20 protein-coding genes are annotated in these 20,020 nt (G+C 71.6%); 6 read left to right on the top strand and 14 right to left on the bottom strand.

Going from position 1 to position 20,020, the window contains the following annotated elements; genetic code table 11:
• Positions 1-58: 58 nt before the first annotated feature.
• From BXA10_RS27565 to BXA10_RS27580, 4 genes are all read right to left on the bottom strand, one after another.
• Positions 59-1,009, bottom strand: coding sequence for a hypothetical protein (locus tag BXA10_RS27565; RefSeq protein ID WP_076473766.1), 951 nt, complete (start codon positions 1,007-1,009; stop codon positions 59-61).
• Positions 1,010-1,017: 8 nt separating this feature from the next.
• A complete protein-coding gene (locus BXA10_RS27570; RefSeq protein ID WP_245828576.1) occupies positions 1,018-1,530 on the bottom strand; it encodes a SigE family RNA polymerase sigma factor in 513 nt (170 codons plus the stop codon).
• 137 nt (positions 1,531-1,667) lie between these two features.
• Positions 1,668-3,011 carry a class I SAM-dependent methyltransferase gene (locus BXA10_RS27575; protein ID WP_076473767.1) on the bottom strand — a complete coding sequence of 448 codons (1,344 nt, stop codon included), beginning with the start codon at positions 3,009-3,011 and terminating at the stop codon, positions 1,668-1,670.
• On the bottom strand, positions 3,008-4,408 hold the full coding sequence (locus BXA10_RS27580; protein WP_076473768.1) for an FAD-binding oxidoreductase: 1,401 nt from the start codon (positions 4,406-4,408) through the stop codon (positions 3,008-3,010). Before BXA10_RS27580 ends, BXA10_RS27575 begins: the two co-directional genes overlap by 4 nt.
• 96 nt (positions 4,409-4,504) lie before the next feature.
• Between BXA10_RS27580 and BXA10_RS27585 the strand changes: the two genes are divergently transcribed.
• On the top strand, positions 4,505-4,975 hold the full coding sequence (locus BXA10_RS27585) for an aminoacyl-tRNA deacylase (RefSeq protein ID WP_076473769.1): 471 nt from the start codon (positions 4,505-4,507) through the stop codon (positions 4,973-4,975).
• Positions 4,976-5,065: 90 nt separating this feature from the next.
• Positions 5,066-5,350, top strand: a complete 285-nt coding sequence (locus tag BXA10_RS27590) for a DUF427 domain-containing protein (RefSeq protein ID WP_076473770.1) — start codon at positions 5,066-5,068, stop codon at positions 5,348-5,350.
• 296 nt (positions 5,351-5,646) lie between these two features.
• Here BXA10_RS27590 and BXA10_RS27595 read toward each other — a convergent pair whose 3' ends face one another.
• The 7 genes from BXA10_RS27595 to BXA10_RS27625 form a co-directional block, all read right to left on the bottom strand.
• Positions 5,647-6,111 (bottom strand): hypothetical protein, encoded by a 465-nt coding sequence (locus BXA10_RS27595; RefSeq protein ID WP_076473771.1) that lies wholly within the window; start codon positions 6,109-6,111, stop codon positions 5,647-5,649.
• A 107-nt stretch (positions 6,112-6,218) separates the two neighbouring features.
• The gene (locus BXA10_RS27600; RefSeq protein WP_076473772.1) at positions 6,219-8,171 is read right to left on the bottom strand and encodes a vWA domain-containing protein; all 1,953 of its coding nucleotides are present in this window, start codon (positions 8,169-8,171) and stop codon (positions 6,219-6,221) included.
• Positions 8,172-8,173: 2 nt separating this feature from the next.
• Positions 8,174-9,649 carry a sigma 54-interacting transcriptional regulator gene (locus BXA10_RS27605; protein ID WP_076473773.1) on the bottom strand — a complete coding sequence of 492 codons (1,476 nt, stop codon included), beginning with the start codon at positions 9,647-9,649 and terminating at the stop codon, positions 8,174-8,176.
• 57 nt (positions 9,650-9,706) lie between these two features.
• Positions 9,707-10,780, bottom strand: coding sequence for a hypothetical protein (locus BXA10_RS27610; RefSeq protein WP_076473774.1), 1,074 nt, complete (start codon positions 10,778-10,780; stop codon positions 9,707-9,709).
• A gap of 112 nt (positions 10,781-10,892) precedes the next feature.
• Entirely contained in the window at positions 10,893-11,543 is a 651-nt protein-coding gene (locus BXA10_RS27615; RefSeq protein WP_076473775.1) for a response regulator transcription factor, read from the bottom strand.
• The gene (locus tag BXA10_RS27620) at positions 11,540-12,778 is read right to left on the bottom strand and encodes a sensor histidine kinase (RefSeq protein WP_076473776.1); all 1,239 of its coding nucleotides are present in this window, start codon (positions 12,776-12,778) and stop codon (positions 11,540-11,542) included. The genes BXA10_RS27615 and BXA10_RS27620 overlap by 4 nt, the downstream gene beginning before the upstream one ends.
• A gap of 101 nt (positions 12,779-12,879) precedes the next feature.
• Positions 12,880-13,377 carry a hemerythrin domain-containing protein gene (locus tag BXA10_RS27625; RefSeq protein WP_076473777.1) on the bottom strand — a complete coding sequence of 166 codons (498 nt, stop codon included), beginning with the start codon at positions 13,375-13,377 and terminating at the stop codon, positions 12,880-12,882.
• Between the two features lie 127 nt (positions 13,378-13,504).
• Between BXA10_RS27625 and mgrA the strand changes: the two genes are divergently transcribed.
• Both mgrA and BXA10_RS27635 read left to right on the top strand, forming a co-directional pair.
• Positions 13,505-14,500 (top strand): L-glyceraldehyde 3-phosphate reductase, encoded by a 996-nt coding sequence (gene mgrA / locus BXA10_RS27630; protein ID WP_076473778.1) that lies wholly within the window; start codon positions 13,505-13,507, stop codon positions 14,498-14,500.
• A 98-nt stretch (positions 14,501-14,598) separates the two neighbouring features.
• Positions 14,599-14,721, top strand: coding sequence for a 50S ribosomal protein L36 (locus BXA10_RS27635; protein ID WP_076473779.1), 123 nt, complete (start codon positions 14,599-14,601; stop codon positions 14,719-14,721).
• Positions 14,722-14,941: 220 nt separating this feature from the next.
• Here the strand turns inward: BXA10_RS27635 and BXA10_RS27640 are convergent, their stop codons facing one another.
• Positions 14,942-15,703 carry an SDR family NAD(P)-dependent oxidoreductase gene (locus BXA10_RS27640; protein WP_076473791.1) on the bottom strand — a complete coding sequence of 254 codons (762 nt, stop codon included), beginning with the start codon at positions 15,701-15,703 and terminating at the stop codon, positions 14,942-14,944.
• 201 nt (positions 15,704-15,904) lie between these two features.
• On the bottom strand, positions 15,905-16,486 hold the full coding sequence (locus tag BXA10_RS27645; RefSeq protein ID WP_076473780.1) for a TetR/AcrR family transcriptional regulator: 582 nt from the start codon (positions 16,484-16,486) through the stop codon (positions 15,905-15,907).
• Positions 16,487-17,120: 634 nt separating this feature from the next.
• On the opposite strand from BXA10_RS27645, the gene BXA10_RS27650 reads away from it, so the two are divergent.
• Together BXA10_RS27650 and BXA10_RS27655 are read left to right on the top strand one after the other, a co-directional pair.
• Complete coding sequence (locus BXA10_RS27650; protein ID WP_084753400.1) at positions 17,121-18,482, top strand: MFS transporter; 1,362 nt, start codon at positions 17,121-17,123, stop codon at positions 18,480-18,482.
• A 448-nt stretch (positions 18,483-18,930) separates the two neighbouring features.
• Positions 18,931-19,806, top strand: coding sequence for a DinB family protein (locus tag BXA10_RS27655; protein ID WP_217696865.1), 876 nt, complete (start codon positions 18,931-18,933; stop codon positions 19,804-19,806).
• Between the two features lie 114 nt (positions 19,807-19,920).
• Here the strand turns inward: BXA10_RS27655 and BXA10_RS31105 are convergent.
• Positions 19,921-20,020, bottom strand: a 100-nt coding sequence (locus tag BXA10_RS31105) for an integrase core domain-containing protein (protein ID WP_139338182.1), incomplete at its 5' end; no start/stop codon positions are given.

Consider the following 20,020-nt stretch of genomic DNA (forward strand, 5'->3'; position numbering starts at 1 on the left):
TGTCAATCGGTTCGACGAAAGGCCGCGCGTGTCGCGCGGCCTTTCGCGGGACGTTCGCCTACCTGGACGGCAGCAGGTCGGCCCCGGCCGGCACCTCGACGTTCACCGGCGCGCCGTAACCGGACAGCTCGATGACCACGCCGAGGTGGTACGTGAAGTCGCTGCCGCGGATACGCGTCTCTGCCGTACGGGCATAGGCGACCTTCGCGATCCGGTTGTCCGCGCCGATCGTCACGTCGCCCACGAAGTCGTCGGCGACGATCCCGTCGGATGCGTCCTTCACCGTGACCTCGAAGTGATAGACACCGGCGGCCTTCTCCGTCACCGTGGCGCCGGCCCCGCGCAGCAGCCGGAACAGCTGCTGGGGATCAGCCGAGGCACCCAGGCCGCCACCCATCGCCATGTCGTAGTCGAGGTTGTCCTGCTTCCCCGGGTACTTCCTCCAGAAAATCTTCCCGTTGTCGAGGTCCGTACCGTCACGTGCCCCTGTGTAGCGGACACCGTCGACCAGCCGCTCGTGCTCGTAACCCGCCGCGATGACAGGTCGCAGCTTTCCGTTGTACGGCGATTCCAGGTAACCGGTGGCCGTCGTCGGATCGAACGCCCCCGTGGTGACCCAGCTTGCACTCGCCGGCTCGGGCAGCTCGCCCTCCGGTGGCGCCTCGTCCTTCGAGGTGGTCGTGACCTTTATCCGGTAGCTGATGTTCTCGCTGGCTGCGGCCGCTGCGGCGAGCCGCAGCTGCGGCGAGTCGGCGGTGGCCGCCGGAGGCCGCTCGGCCAGCGGCCCCGGCGGCTTCTCCGCGCTTTCGGGGGCACCGGCGCCGATGGCCGCGACCGCGGCCAATGCCCCCACCACAGCGACGACGCCGGCGGCGTACGCCGTCCGGTGCAGAACGACGCGCCGCCGGTGCCGCCGGGAAGCGTCTCCCAGCACGTCGCGACTGAACACCAGACCGCTGACCTGGTCACGCATGCCGGTGGTCAACTGATCTTCAAGATTGATGGTCATCTGCTGCCTCATCCCTTCACAGCTGCGTCTTCGAGCGCCCACCCGGCCGTCAGCTCACGCAGCCGGGCAAGCCCCCGCGAGGCGGAGGACTTCACCGTCCCGACCGAGCAGCCCAGCACCTCGGCGGCCTCCGCTTCGCTGAGCTGCTCCCAGTAGCGGAGCACCAGCACGGCCCGCTGCCGGGGCGGCAGCTTGACCAGCGCCTGGACGAGCGCGTGCCGGAGGTGCAGGGCGTCCGTGCCGTCCGGCTGGCTCGGCGGTTCGACCTCGGCCAGCACCTCCGGCCGTCGCCTGCGCAGCCGCCACCGGTCGACCGCGAGGTGGTACAGCGTGCGACGCAGGTACCCCTCCCGATCACCGTGCACGCGGTGCCAGTTCCGCATCAGTCGCTCCAGCGCCGCCTGCACGAGGTCCTCACCGGCGACCCGGCTGCCCGTCAGCAGCACCGCCGTCGCGAGCAGCGCTCGCCCGCGTTCGGCGACGAGGACGTCCAGCCCTTCGAAGCGATTCTTTCGCCGCACCGGCTCTCCTTCCGTCCCCAGCAAGGACGACGGCGGGCGCCCGAAGGTTGACTGGGGCACCGGGCCCACGGTGTCAGCGAACCGAACGACGAACGGCCGCGCGTGTCGCGCGGCCGTTCGTCGGGATCAGGCGCCGGTCAGGGCAGCCAGTCCGGACGCAGCGGGTAGCCGTTGCTCCCGTCCGGGTTGTTGCGGGTGGCCAGCACCTGGTGCAGCTGGATGTTGTTGCGCTCGAACGCGAGCCGCGACCCGGCCATGTAGAGCCCCCACACGCGCGCGGTGCCGGCACCCACCTCGGAGACGCAGAAGTCCCAGTGCTCGACGAGGTTGCGGCACCAGCCCGCCAACGTCAGCGCGTAGTGCTGCCGCAGGTTCTCCTCGTGGTGCACCTCCAGCCCGGCGTCGTGCACCTCGCTGATCACCCGGCCCGGCCCGGCCAGTTCACCGTCCGGGAAGACGTACCGGTCGATGAACGCGCCGGAACGGTGCGGAGCCCGGTTGTCAGCCCGGGTGATGCAGTGGTTCAGCAGCCGCCCGCCCGGGCGCAGCCGGTCGCGCAGCGCCCCGAAGTAGGCCGGGTAGTTTCGCACCCCGATGTGTTCGGTCAGCCCGATGGACGAGATCGCGTCGAACGCCTCGCCCGGCGCGTCCCGGTAGTCCATGTGCCGTACCTCGGCCAGCTCGCTCAGGCCCTCCCGCTCGATCGCCGCCTGCGCCCACTCGGCCTGCGCCTTCGACAGCGTCACACCGAGCGCCTTGACGCCGTACTCGCGAGCCGCGTGCCGGACCATGCCGCCCCAGCCGCAGCCCACGTCGAGCAGCCGCATCCCCGGCTTGAGCGCCAGCTTCGCGGCGACCAGGTCGTACTTCGACGCCTGGGCCTGCTCCAGCGTGTCGTCCGGAGAACGGAAGACCGCACAGGTGTACGTCATGGACGGGCCGAGCACCCGCTCGTAGAACGCGTTCGAGACGTCGTAGTGGTGCGAGATCGCCGAGCTGTCGCGGGAGCGGGAGTGCCGCAGCCCGCTCATCACCCGCTTCCAACGCGGCTGGGCCTCCTGCGGCGGGGCCGGCGGCGGGCGCAGCCGCTCCCAGCCCAGCCCCCGCACCAGCGTCAGCGCCTCGCTCAACGACGGCATGCGCAGCCGCACGTCGTCCCTGAGCACCCGGAACGCCTCGTACGGGTCGCCCGGATGCACCCCCTCCAGCCCCAGGTCGCCGCTGACGTACGCGCGGGCCATACCCAGGTCACCCGGAGCGGTGAGCAGGTAGGACAGCCCCCGCTCGGAGCGGACGGCCAACGTGATCCCGGCGTCGGCCGGACCGACGGCGCTGCCGTCGTAGCCGGTTATCCGTATCGGCAGGTCACCCATGGTCACCGCGCGGACCACGTCCGCCACGGTCGTACGCGACCGCCGGCCCCCCGCCGGCGGGGTGTCGGGGACGCTTGTGGCCCCCTGGTCACGATCGGTCAGGCTCATGCTCTCGCCACCGCCTTCTCGTACAGTCCGGTGAGCCGGTGCTCCGGGTCGTAGCGGTCCCGGACGGCGCGCCACGTCGCGCCGCCGTAGAGCCGCTCGAAGGAGTCCCGGTCGTAGTACGCGTCGGAGTAGAGCGACTTGTGCCCGCCCATCTCCGACACCACGCGTTCGATCAACCGGTTGACGTCACCGTCGGTGGCGCCCTCGGCGATCGGCACGCTCCCCCAGAAACCGATGTTGACGTAGTCCTGGCCCGGCCGCAGCGGATACAGCGGCCAGGACCGGGTCGAGCCGGGACCCGCCGGCTCACGGAGTCGCAGTGGGCAGAGCCAGACCGGGGTCATCCCGACCGCGCCCGCGAACCAGCGCAGGAAGTCGGCCGTCCGCTCCAATGGGATCTCCACGTCCTGCACCACCCGTTCCCGGGCGGGCCGGCCGCGTAGCCGCTCGATCCGGGCGGCGACACCGTGGCGGTGCTCGAGCCGGACCAGCCGGTGGTAGACGTCGCTGCGCCGGTAGCGCGCGGGCCAGAGCCGGCGCACCACGGGGTGCTGCACGCCGAACGCCGAGGAACACCAGAACCAGTCGGTGTCCCAGCGCCAGAGATAGTCGTAAGTGGTGAGCGTGTCCCGGATGCGCCGGCGCAGCGACCGGTAGTAGATGTCCTGCCCGGTGTAGTCGCTGGGCCGTGCACCTTCGTCGGTGAACGTGCCGAACACCAGGTACGCCTCGCCGGGGCTGAACATCACCCCGTCCATAGCGTCCACTGGCACGCCGTCCCAGGACCGGGTGGCGGTCACCTCGGCGACCGCGTCGGTGAGCGCCTCCAGCCGGGTGAACCGTACGTTGCGCAACGCCACGTACCGCCGCACCGGCTGGAGTTCGATGCGCAGCCGGGTGGCGTAGCCGAGGCTGCCCATCGAGTTCGGGAAGGCCGCGAAGAGGTCGGCGTGCTCGCCGTCGGGGCGAGCGGTGACGATCTCGCCGGAGCCGGTGAGCACGTCCAGCTCGGTGACCGACTCGTGTGGCAGGCCGTTGCGGAACGATGTCGACTCGATGCCCAGCCCGGTGACCGCGCCGCCCAGCGTGATGGTGCGCAGCTGCGGCACCACCAGCGGCATCAGCCCATGCGGGAGGGTCGCGTCGACCATGTCCTCGTAGGTGCACATGCCCTGCACGTCGGCCGTGCGGGCGGCCGGGTCGACCGAGATGACCCCGGTCAGCCCGCTCACGTCGAGCCCCGGCGTTCGCACCTCGGTACGCGGCCGGAACAGGTTCGAGGTGCGTTTGGCGAGCCGGATCGGCTCGCCGGACGGCACCGCCGCGTACGAGCGCCGCAGCGTCGTCACCGCACTGTCATGGTCGACCGATTGAAGATCCACACGGACCGCGCCCATGTGATCACTCTACGCCCGATGACGGCAACGGCACCGGATGTCCACGTTGGCCTTTTCACACTCCCCACCAGCCCGCCACGGGTTACGGTGCACGACATGCCGTCACCCGCGCTCGCCGCCCTCGACGCCGCCGGCCTGCCGTACCGGGTGATCCAGCACGGGGCGGTGACCAGCCTCGCGGAGGCCGCCGCCGTACGCGGGGTCGAGGTCCCCGACGTGGTGAAGACGATCGTGGTGCGGCGTGGCCCGGAGGACCATCTCTTCGTGCTCACCCCCGGCGGCCGCGTCATCTCCTGGCCGAAGCTGCGCGCCCTGCTCGGCGTCAACCGCATCTCCATGCCGGACGCGGCGACGGCGAAGGCCGTCACCGGCTACGAGCGCGGCACCATCACCCCGTTCGGCGCGACCACGGCCTGGCCGGTGATCGCCGACGAACGGGTACGCGGCCGGACCATCACCCTCGGCGCGGGCGAGCACGGGGTGGCCGTGGCGGTGGACGCCGACGCGGCGATCGAACTGCTGGGTGCCACCGTCGCCGACGTCACCGACCCGGAGCCCACCCGCTGACCCGACCTCACCCGGCACCCCGCGGTGCGTCCCGGGGCCGAGCGCAAGATCGGTGGTCGCGAGCGGGTCGGGCGACATAGCGTGGGACGCATGCCGAAAGCCGTCTGGAACGACCTGGTCATCGCCGAGAGCGACGACACCGTCGTGGTCGAGGGAAACCACTACTTCCCCCGCTCCGCGCTGCGCGACGACCTGATCCGCGAGTCCGACACCCACACGGTCTGCCCCTGGAAGGGCACCGCGTCGTACTACTCCCTCGAGCACGACGGGCGCAAGAGCGCCGACGCCGTCTGGTACTACCCGGACCCGAAGCCGGATGCCGAGATGGTCCGCGACCGGGTGGCCTTCTGGAAGGACGTCCGGGTCGTCGAGTGACGTGCGGGCGGCGGCGGGGCGACGCGCCTTGCGGCAGGTGCCCACGTGCGCTCGCTGATGGGCCCCGCAGCCACGTCCCCTCGGAGCCCGATACCTCAGGGGCATTTTCATGCCTCCGAGGTATCGGCCCAGCATCGGGACCTGCCCCGCCGGGCCCCTCCGGGTGATCCGGCCGACCGCCGGGCCCGTTCCGGATGATCCGGCCGGCCGCCGGGCTGTTTCGGATGATCCGGCTGACCGCCGGTCGCCCCCGCGGTCAGCCGGTCGCCCTCGGGGTCAGCCGGTCGCCCTCGGGGTCAGCCGGAGCGCAGCATGCGCAGCTGCGCCAGATGCTTCGGCAGGTGCACGGTGGTGTGCAGGTCGAGGGTGCGGCCCCAGGGAAGGGTGTCGTCGACCCGCAGGTCGAAGCCCTCGCGCAGGTGGGTCTCGACCGGAGTCTCGGCGGCCAGCCCGAGCCGGTCGGTCAGCGCGCAGAGCTTCTGGCTGGTGGCGCGGAGCAGGGTGGCCAACCCAGCGAGGCCGCCGTGCTCCGCGACCAGGGCGTCCACCTGCGGCCGGTGGATGGTCTCCAGGTCGTAGTAGGCGAACGGCGATCCGGCCAGCACCGCCTCGGTCGCCTCGACCATCAGCTCGTCGTTGGCGGCCAGATGGGCCACGATCTGCTCGGCGCTCAGCTGACCGACCGGCGGCGGCCCGAAGCCGCCCGCGTCGACCTCCGCGAGCACCTCGTCGTACGCGCGCCGCAGCCTCCCGCTCTCCACCAACCCAGTCAACCCCGCACCGCCCCGCCGATCACGCGGTTGTGGTGGCCGGTTCACCCGGACGGGCCCCCGGCCGCCCCAACTCGCGTGATCGACGACGTGCGGCGTCAGCGGCGGCGCTGGCGTGAGCGCAGGTAGTCGGAGACGACGTACTCGCCGAGGTCGTCCGGATCGGGAGTGAACATCCGGCCCTTCGAACGGCGGGCCACCGCGTCGACGAATCGGCGCAGCCCCGGGTCGTCGCCGAGCATGAACAGGTTCAGCGTCGCCCGGTACCGGGCCAGGCGGTCCACCTCGCGGATCGTCGCCTCGATCGTCTCCGGCAACGGCGGCCAGTGGAAGTACGCCTCCCCGTCGTCCGGATCGAGGTGTGCGGTCGGTTCCCCGTCGGTCACCACCAGCACCACCGGCTCGGCGTCCGGGTGCCGGCGCAGGTGCCGGCCCGCCAGCCGGAGCGCGTGCTGGAGATTGGTGCCCTGTTCCATGTCCGGCTCGACCGCCGCCAGCTCGTGCTGGGTCAGCGGCATCGCTTCCCGGCCGAACCCGATGATCTGAAGCGCGTCCTGCGGGAACCGGGTCGCCATCAGGTGCGACAGGGCCAGGGCGGTCTGCTTCATCGGCCCCCACCGCCCCTGCGAGATCATCGAGTACGACAGGTCGACGCAGAGCGCCACCGCCGCCGAGGCACGCCGCTCGGTCTCCACCACCTCGAAGTCCTCGACCGCGAGCTGCACGGGTACCGACGGACCGGCCCGGCGTACCGCCCGGGTGAGAGTGCGCACCACGTCCAGCGGCTGCTCGTCGCCGTACTCCCAGGGCCGGGAGGCGCCACTCACCTCGCCGGCGGCGCCCGCCGAGCGCAGGTCGTGCTGACCGCGCGGCCCGGCCGTCAGGTCGGCGAAGACGCGCCGCAGCGCGGTGCCGCCGAGCCGGCGCAGCGCCTTCGGGCTCAGCGTCAGCCCCTCGGCGTCGCGCGTCACCCAGCCCTGCCGGCGCAGCTCCCGCTCCAGCTCCCGCAGCCGGCGTACGTCGTCGGCCGCGTCCCGCCCGAGCGTACGGGCGACCGCCTCCACGTCGACGTCGTCCAGCGTCGCCCCGGGATGTTCCTGGTCCAGCTGGTCGAGCAGGTCGTCCAGCTCGGCGATCTCGTCGAGCACCCCGGTCGCCTCGCCGTAGCCGAGCGGCTGCTCTCCCCGGACCCGCTCGCCCCGTCCCCAGCCCAGGTCGGGCCGGAGCGCCCGTAGGTGCGCGTCGAGCTGCGACATCTCGCCGGCCAGCTGCTCACCGAGCGACTGCTGCATGAGCCCGGCCAGTTCCTCGCGCTGCCGGTCCGACAGGGAGCGCATCAGCCGTTCCCCGGCCGCCGCCCGGCGGGCCAGTACGTCGATCAGCTCGTCGACGTCCTTCGGCTGCTCCGGGAAGAACTCGCCGTGCCGGCGCATGAACTCGGCGAACGCGTCGCCGGTGTCCTCCGACCGGGCGTGCCGGGCCAGCAGGTCGTTCAGGTCGTGCATCATCTCGCCGAGCCGCTGCTGGGCCGCCGGGTCTGCGGTCGCGCGGACCGCGTCGCGCAGGCCGGCGAAACGCTGCCCGAGCACGTCGTCGCGGAGCCCGTCGAGGATCTGCTGGTAGGTGCGGCGGGCCTCCTTGCTGGCCCACTGGTAGCCGGACAGCTCCTGCACCGCCCGCGCCGTGGAGCGGGGCAGGTTGTCCAGCACCGTCTCGGCGAAGCGCGCGGCGTCGTCCTCCCGGCCGCGCAACTCGTCCCGCTCGGCCGCGAGTGCCTGGTCGAGCAGGGCCTGTGACCGGGTCACCGCCCCGTCCAGGTCACCCCGGCGCAGCGCCTCCCGGCGCATCCGCCGCGCCCTGGCGGCCAGCTCGTCCAGGCCGCGCCGCCCGTTGGGGCCCCGGCGCAGCAGGTCACGCAGCGTCTCACGCAGGCTGCCGCCGGCCAGCACCTCGGCGCCGACGGCATCGACAGCCTCACGTACGTCGTACGGGGGCGCGAGCGGGTCCGGCCCGCCGCGCCACTGCCCGTACCGGAACCGGTTGCCGGCCATGCTCAGCCCCGGCCGCCGTAGACGGTGCGGCCGGACTCCGTCACGTCCTTGCCCAGCCGGCGGGTCAGGTGCAGCCCCTCCAGCACGAACTCGACACCGGCGGCGGCCTCCGCCGGGATGGGCGCGTCGCCCATCCCGAGCCGGTCCAGCACCTTCGCGAGCCCCGGCACGGTGCCCACCTGCCGCAGCAGGTGGGCGGAACCGACCAGCTCGCCGGTCTCGATCACGGTGCCCTCGGCGACCAGGTCGGTGAAGCCGGAGAGGTCGAGTCCGGCCAGCCTTGCCCGGAACGTCTCGGCGGTCGCGGTGCGCAGCAGGTGGGCCAGGACCTCGATCTCCCGCCCCTCCTCGCCGCTCTCGAACTCGACCTTCCCGCGCAGCGTGGACGTCACCGAGACGGCGTCGCCGATCCGCGCCACCGGTGCCTCGGGGCGTGTCGCCTCGTCGTCCGAGCCGGCCACGGCACCGGGGGCGAGCAGGGACGCCCGGCGCAGCGCGGCGGCGGCCACGGTCTCGGCGGCGGCGATGGCGAACCGGGCGGACACGCCGGAACGCGGGTCCACCGACGGCGACTCGCGCACCGCGCGGGCGAACCGGGCCAGCACCTCCAGCACGTGCTCCGGCACCTCGGCGACGAGGTCGGCCTCCTGCCGGATGAGGGCCAGCTCCAGCTCCAGGTCGACCGGGTAGTGGGTACGGATCTCCGCGCCGAACCGGTCCTTGAGCGGGGTGATGATCCGGCCCCGGTTGGTGTAGTCGTCCGGGTTGGCGCTGGCCACCAGGAGCAGGTCCAGCGGCAGCCGCAGCTGGTAGCCGCGGACCTGGATGTCCCGCTCCTCCAGCACGTTGAGCAGCGCCACCTGGATCCGCTCGGCCAGGTCGGGCAGCTCGTTGACGGCGAAGATGCCGCGGTTGGTCCGCGGCACCAGGCCGAAGTGGATCGTCTCGGGGTCACCGAGGGTCCGGCCCTCGGCGATCCGGATCGGGTCGACGTCGCCGATCAGGTCGCCCACGCTGGTGTCCGGGGTGGCGAGCTTCTCGCCGTACCGCATCGATCGGTGCAGCCAGCCGACCGGAAGGTCGTCGCCGGCCTCGGCGACCTGGGCGCGGGACGCCGGGGTGAGCGGGTGCATGGGGTGCTCGTTGAGCACCGAGCCGGCGATGACCGGGGTCCACTCGTCCAGCAGCGCCGCGAGCGAGCGGATCAGTCGGGTCTTGCCCTGACCCCGCTCGCCGAGGAGGACCAGGTCGTGCCCGGCGAGCAGGGCCCGCTCGACCTCGGGCAGGACGGTGTCCTCGTAGCCGACGATGCCGGGGAACCGGTCCGCGCCGGTGCGCATCCGGGCGATGAGGTTGTCACGGAGTTCCTGCTTGACGGTGCGGTAGCGGTGGCCGGCCGCCCGCAGCTCGCCGAGCGTGCGGGGCAGGTCGGCCGGTGGAACCGGGATTACCGGGTTGGGAGCAGTCACCCGCACCACGCTAGCGCGGTACGGGTGGGGCTGCCCGTGCGTTGCCGGGTACCCCCACTCCCACCCTCAGCCACGCCCGCAGCGACCGCAGCCGCCCCGGCGGCGCAGGTGGTACGCGTACGTGGCCAGACCCAGCGCCGGCCCCCAGGCCGGCCAGAGCAGCACCGGCGCGGTGGCCAGGTTGAAATCCGCTCCGGCCAGTGCCCAGAACCGGGGGTTCGCGATCAGCCCGAGCGTGGCCGCGGTGACCGCGACCGCCACCAGGGTGGCCGGGGTCACGGCGAGCCGCACGGGCACCCGGCGACCGGCCAGGCCGAGCATCCAGCGGGGGAACCGCTCACCCCACCGCTGCACCAGGCCGAGGGTGAGGACCGCGCCGACGGTGGCGAACGCGCCCAGCCCGAACCCGGCCCAGACCGCGCCGTTCGCCTGCATCTCGGCGAGGAACTCGCGGGAGATGCCGAGCGGAACCCCGGCGGCCCAGGCGAAACGGGTCGACGCGTACGCCAGCGGGATGGCGGCGGCGATCCCGGCGGCCCACCGGCCCCAGCGGGCGGCGGCGGCCGGGGCGGTCCAGCCGCGCTCGGCGTCGCCGCGCCCGCAGGCGGCGCACGCCTCGGCGCTACGCCGCTGCCAGACCAGCACCGCGCCGGCGAGCAGCAGCCCGCCGATCACGGCGGCGAAGCGGGCGAAGAGGGCCCAGGTGAAGACGTCGGAGTAGTCGACCGGCGGCCAGCCGAACGGCGCGCCGATGATCAACATCGGGGCGTAACCGAGCATGACCAGCACTCGGGCGTCGGGGACGACCAGGGCCAGGAAGGCCGCGACCGCCCAGCCGTAGCCGGCGAGCAGTGCCCGCAGCTGACGGGGCGAACGGACGGCCGGGCGGTCCATGGCTAGCGCGGCGACCGCAGCGGTGAGCAGCAGGACGGCGAACAGGGACGGGCCGAACCGGACGGGGACCAGCCGGAGCAGGTTGGTGTCGCCGTGCGGGTCGTTCGCGCCGAACGGGTAGCCGGCGCCGGTGATCGTGGCGAGCAGGGCGAGGACGCCCCAGAGGCCGAGCCAGCCGGCCGCGAGCGGGGCGAGCCGGTCGGGCCAGCGGGTGGCGGGGCGAGGCGGTGCATCGGTGATCGTCATAACCTCAGCGTCGGCTCGCTCGGCCCGGAAACCCTCCCGTGCCGTGGGGAATCAGGTCCCCCTCCCGGGGGAACCGGCACCGCCCCCGGACCTGGTGACCTCACCCGCGCCGTCAGCCGGACGGGGTGACGAAACCGGACTCGTACGCGACGATGACGGCCTGGGTACGGTCCCGCACCGCCAGTTTGGCCAGCACGTTGCCGACGTGGGTCTTCACCGTCTCCACCCCGACCACGAGGCGCGCGGCGATCTCCGGATTGGACAGTCCGGCGGCCATCAACCGCAGCACCTCGGCCTCCCGTTCGGTCAGCCGGGCCGCGCGTAGCCGATCCCCACCCTGCCCGCCGTACGCACCGACGAGTCGCCGGATAGCCGCCGGGAACAGCAGGGACTCACCGGCGGCGACCACCCGCACCGCCTCCACCACCTCGGCCGGTCGCGCCCGCTTCAGCAGGAACCCGCTGGCGCCGGCGCGCAGCGCGTCGTAGACGTACTCGTCGTTGGCGAAGGTGGTGACGACCAGCACCCGGGGTGGCTCGGCGGAGGCGGCCAGCAGATGCCGGGTGGCCTGAATGCCGTCGATGCCCGGCATGCGGACGTCCATCAACACCACCGCGGGCCGGTGCCGGGCGACCAGCGGCAGCACCTCGGCACCGTCCGCGGCCTCGGCGAGCACCCGCAGGTCGGGTTGGGCGTCGATGATCGCGCGCAGTCCGACCCGGATCAGCTCGTCGTCGTCGACGATCAGCACTCCGATACTCACGGCGCCTCCCGGTACGGCAGTCGCACGCCGATGCGCCACCGGCCACCCGCCGGTCCGGCGGCGAGCTGCCCGCCGAGCAGCAGCACCCGTTCCCGCATGCCGTCCAGGCCACGGCCACCGCCACCCTGGTCGGGGCGGCGCGGCGCGGGCAGCAGCTCGTTGACCAGCTCCAGCTCCAGCGCGTCCGGCCCGACGTGGAGCCGCAGCTCGACCGTCCCCCGGCCGTAGCGCGCCGCGTTGGTCAGCGCTTCCTGCACGATCCGGTACCCCTCCCGGGAGACCGCCGCCGGCACGGCCGCCGGGTCTCCGGTACGGCGCTCGTCCACCGGCAGGCCCGCCGCGCGGCTGTCCGCCACCAGCCGGTCCAGGTCGGCGAGCGTACGCTGCGGCGCCGGTGCGGGCCGGCCGTGTTCGGGCTCCCGGAGCACCCCGAGCACGTGGTCGAGGTCGTCCATCGCGGCCCGGCCGGCCTCCTCTATGGCGGCCAACGCCCGGCGGACGAACTCCGGGTCGGTGTCCAGCACCGCGCGGGCCGCCCCGGCTTGCAAGGTCGCCACGGTGAGCGCGTGGCCGACCGAGTCGTGTAGTTCCCTCGCCAGCCGGTTGCGCTCGGCGAGCCGGGTCGCGCGGGCCTCGAGCGCGGCGATCCGCTCGGCCTGCGCCGGCCCGAGCAGCACCGGCGCCATCGTCGCGGCGAGCGCGCCGAGCCCGGCGACGGCGTAGCCGAGGCCGACGAGCAGCAGCACGCCGGTGAGGGTGAGCCAGCCCGTGTCCCGCCCGTCGAGTGGGCCGAACTGTTCCTCCCGGAGCAGCTCCGCGCCGATGCCGAACTGCTGGGCGATGAACGCCAGCGCCATCGGTACCGCCATGAGCAGGGCGACGATCAGCAGTCCACCGATCACCAGGTGGGTGGCGATCCAGAGGGTGGCGCGCAGCCGGGTCTCCCGGTCGGCCCGGTGGGTGGGCGCGGGATCCGGCAGGTCCACCCCGAGCAGCGCCCGGGCCGCCGCGATCTCCAACGCGCGGCTCCCGTCGAGCAGTAGCGGGACCCCGGCGATCAGCGCGGCGACCAGGAGCAGTCCGAGCGTCAGCGGCCAGGGGATCGCCGGCCCGGTGAAGACCTGCCGGAACGCCACCACGAGCAGCACGTACGGCAGCACGAGCACGCCGCCGAGCAGCAGGAACACGCCGCGCCGCCAGGTGCTGGCGGCGATCAGCGGTGCCAGGGGCCTCATCGACTCATTCTCGGGCCGGCACACCCGGCGGCGACTCCCCCGCGCCGGGGATATCCCGTGCCCTGCCCGCTCACCAGGCGGCCGCGTTCCCGGTCACCGCGCTAGCGGTGCTCGCGCACGTACCCCTGGGGGTCCTTGTCGCGGAAGACCAGGTTGCGGCCGTTCTTGTGCTCGCCGTAGAAGGTCAGCCAGCGGTGGCCCAGTTCGGCCCGCAGCTCGGCGCCGGCGTGCCGGCGGAAGTCGGGCAGCGCCTCGTCCTCCTCCTCGGCGAGGTGCTCGCTGTTCTCCCGGCGGGCCCGCCACACCGCCGCCCACCACTGGTCGGAGCCCACCGGGTGCAGTTTGGCCTCCGCGATCGCGTCGCGGATCTTGTTGTGGTCGCCCACCGCGTCGACCGTCTCGGCCTCACCGTCGTCACCGTGCCGGACGAGGTGCGGGTAGAGGATCGCCTCCTCGGCCTCGGCGTGGATGTCGAGGTGCAGGGCGAGCGCCTCCCAGATGCCCAGCAGCTCCTGTTCGTCCCGGGCGTCGTCCAGCCGCGCGAACCCGCGCCGGAACGCGGCGTGGTCATCCATGATCATGGCGGTGATGTCGTCCATCTGGCTCCCCGTTCTCTTGCCGGCGTGGTGGTCAACTCCTCGCCGGCCGGGCGGGTGACGCCGGCCCGCCGCGACCTGGTCACCGCCGCCCGGCGACTCGCCGGACACCGCCACCCGACATAGGCTCATGATCGTGAATCATCTCGCCGCGGACGACCGCTACGACACCATGACCTACCGGAGAAGCGGCCGCAGCGGCCTGCGGCTGCCCGCCATCTCCCTCGGCCTGTGGCACAACTTCGGCCCCGACCGCCCGTACGAGCGACAGCGGGACATCGTCCGCCGCGCGTTCGACCTCGGAGTCACCCACTTCGATCTGGCCAACAACTACGGTCCGCCGCCGGGCACGGCCGAGGAGAACTTCGGCCGCATGCTGGCCACCGACCTCAAGCCGTACCGCGACGAGCTGGTCATCTCCAGCAAGGCCGGCTACCTGATGTGGCCCGGCCCGTACGGGGAGTGGGGCTCCCGCAAGTACCTGATCTCCTCGCTCGACCAGTCGCTGCGCCGGATGGGGCTGGAGTACGTCGACATCTTCTACTCGCACCGGTTCGACCCGGACACCCCGCTGGAGGAGACGATGGGCGCGCTGGACGCCGTCGTCCGTTCCGGCAAGGCGCTCTACGTCGGCATCTCCAACTACAACTCCGAGCAGACCGCCCGCGCCGCCGCGATCCTGCGCGACCTGGGTACGCCGCTGCTGATCAACCAGCCGTCGTACTCGATGCTCAACCGGTGGACCGAGGCCGACGGCCTGCTGGACACGCTCGAGGCGGCCGGGGCCGGCTGCATCGCGTACAGCCCGCTGGCGCAGGGCCTGCTCACCGACCGCTACCTGGGCGGCATCCCGTCCGACTCCCGGGTACGCACCAGCGTCTTCCTGAACGAGAGCGACCTGGACGAGAAGCGGATGGCGACCGTCCGGGGGCTCGGCGCGATCGCCGAGCGGCGCGGCCAGTCACTGGCCCAGCTCGCCCTCGCCTGGGCGCTGCGCGACCCGCGGATGACCAGCCTGATCATCGGGGCGAGCAGCGTGCCGCAGCTGGAGGCCAACGTCGCGGCGCTGAGCAACCTCGACTTCAGCGCCGAGGAGCTGGCCGAGATCGACAGCCACCTCGGTTGAGCGGACCCCGGGTGGTGTCGGTAGGGCGGGGAATCTGGGGCCGGGCCCCGGCGTTGACACCCACGGAACCGAAGACCCCACCCCGAGGAGGGTCCGAGATGAAGGTACGTAGCTCCCTGCGCTCCCTGAAGCAGAAGCCGGGTTCGGTGGTGGTACGCCGCCGCGGCCGGACGGTCGTGGTAAACCGTGCGAACCCGCACTGGAAGGGCCGCCAGGGCTGAATCGCCGCATCGGTGCCGTCGCGAACAGCGACGGCGCCGATGTCGTAATCCCCGTTGCCGCGCATTGGCGCCGTCGCGAGCCGCGACAGCGCCCTTTTTCGTATCCGGGCCGCGAATCCTCTCGACAATCCCATAGGTGACGCCGCGGCACGCCGCCCCATATGTGATGGCCCGGCGAGGCGTGACGCGGCTGGAACCGCGCCCGCCCACGTTGCGCGGCTCAGGCGGTGGCGCCGCCATCGACGACGAGGTCGTGCCCGACGACGAAGCTGGCGGCCTCCGACGCGAGCCAGACGACGGTGGCGGCCACCTCGGCGGGATCGCTGACACGTCCAGCGGGCACAGCGGCTCTGATACGGGCGTCGCGGTCGGCCTGGCCTTCGCCGGGCCGGTACGACATCGGGGTGTCGCTCGCGCCGGGGCTGACGGCGTTGATCCGGATGCCGTCGGCGATGTGATCTCGCGCCGCGGTCTGGGTCAGCACGCTGACGGCAGCCTTGGAAGCGGCGTAGGCGGCCAGGCCAGGGCGGCGTCCGTGAGCGCCGATATTGGAGGCCATGTTGACGATGACGCCACCGCCGTTGCGGCGCATATGAGCGATCTCGTGCTTCATCGTCAGGAAGACCCCGGTCAGGTTCACGTCGAGCACCGCCCGCCAGGTCTCCTCGTCGAGATCGGCCACCGGTGCGCTCGTGCCGAAGATGCCGGCGCTGTTGAATGCGACGTGCAGTCCGCCGTGCCGGCGTACGACCTCGGCGATCATTGCCGCAACCTGGTCGCTGTCGGTCACGTCGGCCGTGACCCAGTCGACCTTGCCACCGTGGGCATCGATCCGGGCGGCAGCCTCGGCCAACTTGTCCGCATTGCGCCCGACGAGCACCACGGTGGCGCCGAGGCCGGCGAACGCCTGTGCGGTGGCCCCGGCGATGACTCCGGCTCCGCCGGTGATCAGGACGACCTTGCCGTCGAATCGTTCACTCATGGTCACGTGCTCTCCTCACTACTGGCCGGATTCGTAGCCGCGGCACTGATGGCGCGACCCGCGGCGATAGCGATACGCCGAACGACCTCTGGCCCGCGGCGCCGTCACCAGGGGCCACCGCCCCCGTTCAGCTGCCGGACGACATTCGAGACCGGTCGGTCTGGTTATCGTGCCGACGTCGACCCGGACGCGTACAGCGCGTCAGCCGAGCACTGAGACGGCGATCCGGGCCGCATCACGCAGTCGCACACCGGCGTCGGGCGCCCGCCCGAGCACCCGTACCCCCTGGAAGAAGACGAGCAGGAACCGCGCCAGCGCCCGAGGGTCGGCCTCGGGCGGCAACTCGCCCTGCGCCCTGGCCCGCAGCAACGCCGAGGTCAGTGCCGCCTCGAGATGGGCCCAGCTGACCTCCACCAGCCGCGCCACCCGCTCCTCCCGGCCGGCGAGTTCGACAGCGCTGTTGACGACCATGCAGCCCAGCTGCCGCTCGTCCTCGGCCGCCTCCGTCACATACCGGTCCACCAACGCCCGAACCGCCGGCAACACGGGCCCCGGCTGCGACAGCTCCGTCATGATCTTCGGATCGGTGACGTCCAGATACCGCCGCAGCGCCAGGGCGTAGAAGTCCTGCTTACTGCCGAAGGTCGCATAGATGCTCGCCCTGGCGATGCCCAGATGTTCGACCAGATCCGTCATCGACGTCGCCTCGTATCCACGCTCCCAGAACAGCTCGAGCGCCCGCTGCAACACCGCGTCCGGATCGAATGCCTTTCTCCTCGCCACCTCCGGGACCTTACCCTATCCAGAATGATCGGTCTAAAAAGGCGCCCTGCTCCGCCATCCGATGCTGGCCGGCAATCACTGCAAGGAGCCAGCCGGCAACTACATGGCCCTGGCCTGCGCTACCGGATCCCGGGTCCGGCCCTCACGTTCGGCGAGCGCGTGCCGGGCCACGGCCAGACGCTGGCGACAGCCCCGGCGAGGCGTGGCCGGGACGGTATCCGGCCCAGCAGGACCACCTCCGGCGCCGAGGTCTTCCACGCCGGTCGCCGCTCGCTCAGTGACCGCCCCGATCCCCTGCGCCGGCGCGCACTGCGGTAGCGCGCAGCGCCAACGTCGTCGAGCAGCACCCGTTCAGAATCGGCCCGGGCCAGCCCGGCCGGCAGTCGCGGCAGCCTCGACTTACCGGAGGTATTTCCAAAGCGACCGGCATCGGTTATAGCGGCGATAAGTGGGGGTGATCGCCGCACTGGAATGAGTTGATTCAGCGGCTACTTGATGCTTCTGCAACCTGGTACGACGCTCCCCGGCGCATTCCAGCCGGGGCCCGATTGCACAGCCATTAGGCGTCGCCAGGGCATTCAGTACCGCCTGAATCCGCTCAGGTAACGAGCGTCACTATACCTAAGAAGAGGTCATGTCGAGTCATAGCACATCCCACCGCTCACCCCAGCGGTCCAAGACCTGGCTGCTGGCAGTCGTACTCCTGTCCGTGTTCGTGATGCCGATCAGCATCTCGGGCACAGCGATCGCGATTCCGGCAATCTCGCAGGATCTGGGCACCTCGCCCACCGGGCTGCAATGGGTTGTGAACGGCTTCAACGCGGCTTTCGCCGTCTTCACCCTGCTCTGGGGGGTACTGTCCGACCGGATCGGTTACCGGGCGACCTTCCTCGCGGGCCTCGTGATCATCCTCGCGGCATCGATCGTCAGCGCCGTGTCCGGAAATCTGCTGACCCTCGATGTCGGTCGAATCCTCGCCGGAGCCGGTGGCGCCGCGGTCTTCACGGGCGCAGCGGCACTGCTGTCCAACGCCTTTGACGGCCCACAGCGAGCGCGGGCCTTCGCCCTGTTCGGAACCACCATCGGCCTCGGACTGGCTCTCGGCCCGACGATCTCCGGAGGGCTCGTCGCCGGTATCGGCTGGCGCGGGGTCTTCGGACTCTTCGCCGTGGTCATGATCGTCGCCCTGCTCGGGTCCCCGACGATTCCGCACCTCCGGCACGAACGTGAAGCAGGCCAGAAGGCCGTCGACTTCTCCCTGCTGGCCAACAAGAAGTTCCTGTCGATGGTCCTGGTCCCCGTGGCGGCCGCCATCGGCTACGTGACGGTGCTCAGCTACCTGCCGGTTGCGCTGAGCGCGGTGCACGGCATGTCGGCGGGAACCGCGGGCCTGTTCATGCTTCCGATGACCGTCCCGGTCCTCCTCGGCCCCATGATCGCGTCTTTCCTGACGTCGCGCTTCAAGCGCATCGGACCCATGACGATGATCAACGCGGCGCTCGTCGCCCTGGTGCTGGGAGATCTCGGGCTGCTGCTGCTCGGGGCCGACTCCTCGCCCCAGCTGCTCATCGCTCCCATGATCCTGCTCGGCTTCGGCTTCGGCTTCCCCATCGGCCTGGTCGACGGAGAAGCGCTGCTCGCCATCCCGGCGCGCAGCAGCGGTACGGCCGCCGGTGTCCTCAACTTCATGCGGCTGGGCAGCGAAGCCGTCGTGGTGGGCGCCTACGCGGCCGTCCTGGCGGCCCTGTTGCGATCCCGCATCGCCGACCCGGTCGTCGCTGAGACGACCGCGGCCGGTGCCCCGGGACACGGTGCGACGTACGCCTCGCAATTCCACCTCATCGTCATCGCGATGGCGATCCTCACGGCCGTCTTCACCGTCGTCATCAACCTGCTGCACAAGGCCCACGGTCGGGCCGGCGCCGCCCAGGAAGAACTCGGCGGACCCGTAGTCGTCGAGGAGACCCAGGACCAGCGGATCGAGCGGGTCGCCTGACGAGGCCACCGGCACCGTGCCAGGTCATCCGGATCAACGCCTGACCTGGCACGGAGCCGGTACACATCGACCCGAAAGATCAGAGATGCCAAACGCCCTGGTGCGGCCTACCGCACCAGGGCGTTTCGCAAGAGTGGACCCGTGTGGCAGCACCCGAACCGCATTCCAGCGGCTCAAGGCCCAGTCGTCATGGTTGTACCGGTGCACGTCAGCGGTTTCGCCGCGGGGTCGGCGCAGCAGCAGTACCAGTACAGCGCCCAGGGCAGGAACACCGCGTCGCTGGTGAACAGCGCGCCAATCCGCACCCGGTCGCGACGGCTCTGGACTGCTGGTGGGCCGGCACCATGTCAGGCGTCCGAGTTAGCCGGATGGGTAGGAGAATGCGCCTACGGCGCATATCTGGGCCGCTCGTCCTGGCGCACGGCCTGGTGTTCCTCATGCTGCTGTGGTGGCCAAAGATCTGGCACGAATCCGGCACGCCTACTTCGGCGGCTTCCCGACGTACGGCAGAACCCTCACGCCCTGCTACCCATTGACGCGGGCGGGACCGGATCGGGAAGCTGTCCCGATGCCTGCTGCGTACGCCCAGAGTGACCAGTTCCGTAGCGCCCGCATCCACCTGTGCGATCTTTCCGGCCTCGAGATTCGCGACTGCGAGGTCAGCGGCCTGAAGATCGTGGACTGCTATGGGGGCGACGTCTACCTCGGTGGCGCCTTCGAGCGTGTCGTTGTCAACGACGTCGACGTGACCGCCTACGTCGAGGCCGAACTCGACCGGCAGCATCCCACGCGGGTGCTGGCGCGTGACGCCGCGTCCCCCGTCGACTACCGGGCTGCTTGGGATGCCATCGAAGCGCAATGGGAGGCGACGCTCGATCGCGCCAGGCTCCTGCCCGAGGCCAAGCTGCACGAGCAGGTCGACGGCGAGTGGTCGTTCGTCGAGACCCAACGGCATCTGCTGATGGCCACCGATGCCTGGCTCGGTAATGCCGTGCTCGAAAAGGATGAGCCGTATCACCCGTTGGGCCTCCCGCACGGCGGGATGCCGCCCGAGGCGGTGGCGAAGCTCGGGCTCACCCTCGAAGCCACCCCGACGCTCGACGAGGTACTCGCGCCGCGGCTCGCCCGCATGGCCTCGATGCGGCGTGTCGTCGACGGGCTCACCGAGGCCGAGCTCGATCGGGTGTGTGGTCGCAAGCCGGCGGACCCGTACCCAGACCAGGAATACGTCGTGCGCCGCTGCCTCAAGGTGGTGCTCAAGGAAGAGGCCGAGCATCACCGTTACGCGGTACGCGACCTCGCCGTGCTGGAGGCCGGTGCCTGAACCGGGTGCAGGCGCCCACCGAGCAGAAGCGCCCGCTACGACCGCCAGTTCGTACCAGGCCACCGCCACCATCGCCGCGCTACTGCAATGGTTGTGAACCCTTGAAGACACGGCCTAGGTGTGCTGTCCAGGGACGTTGGTCAACCTGGTGATGGGTGGTAGGCCGCCGATGGCTGAGTGAGGCCGGTGGTGATTGTAGTGATGCAGGAAGGCT

It is taken from the genome of Micromonospora avicenniae, from assembly GCF_900156065.1.
In the GTDB taxonomy this organism is placed as follows: domain Bacteria; phylum Actinomycetota; class Actinomycetes; order Mycobacteriales; family Micromonosporaceae; genus Micromonospora; species Micromonospora avicenniae.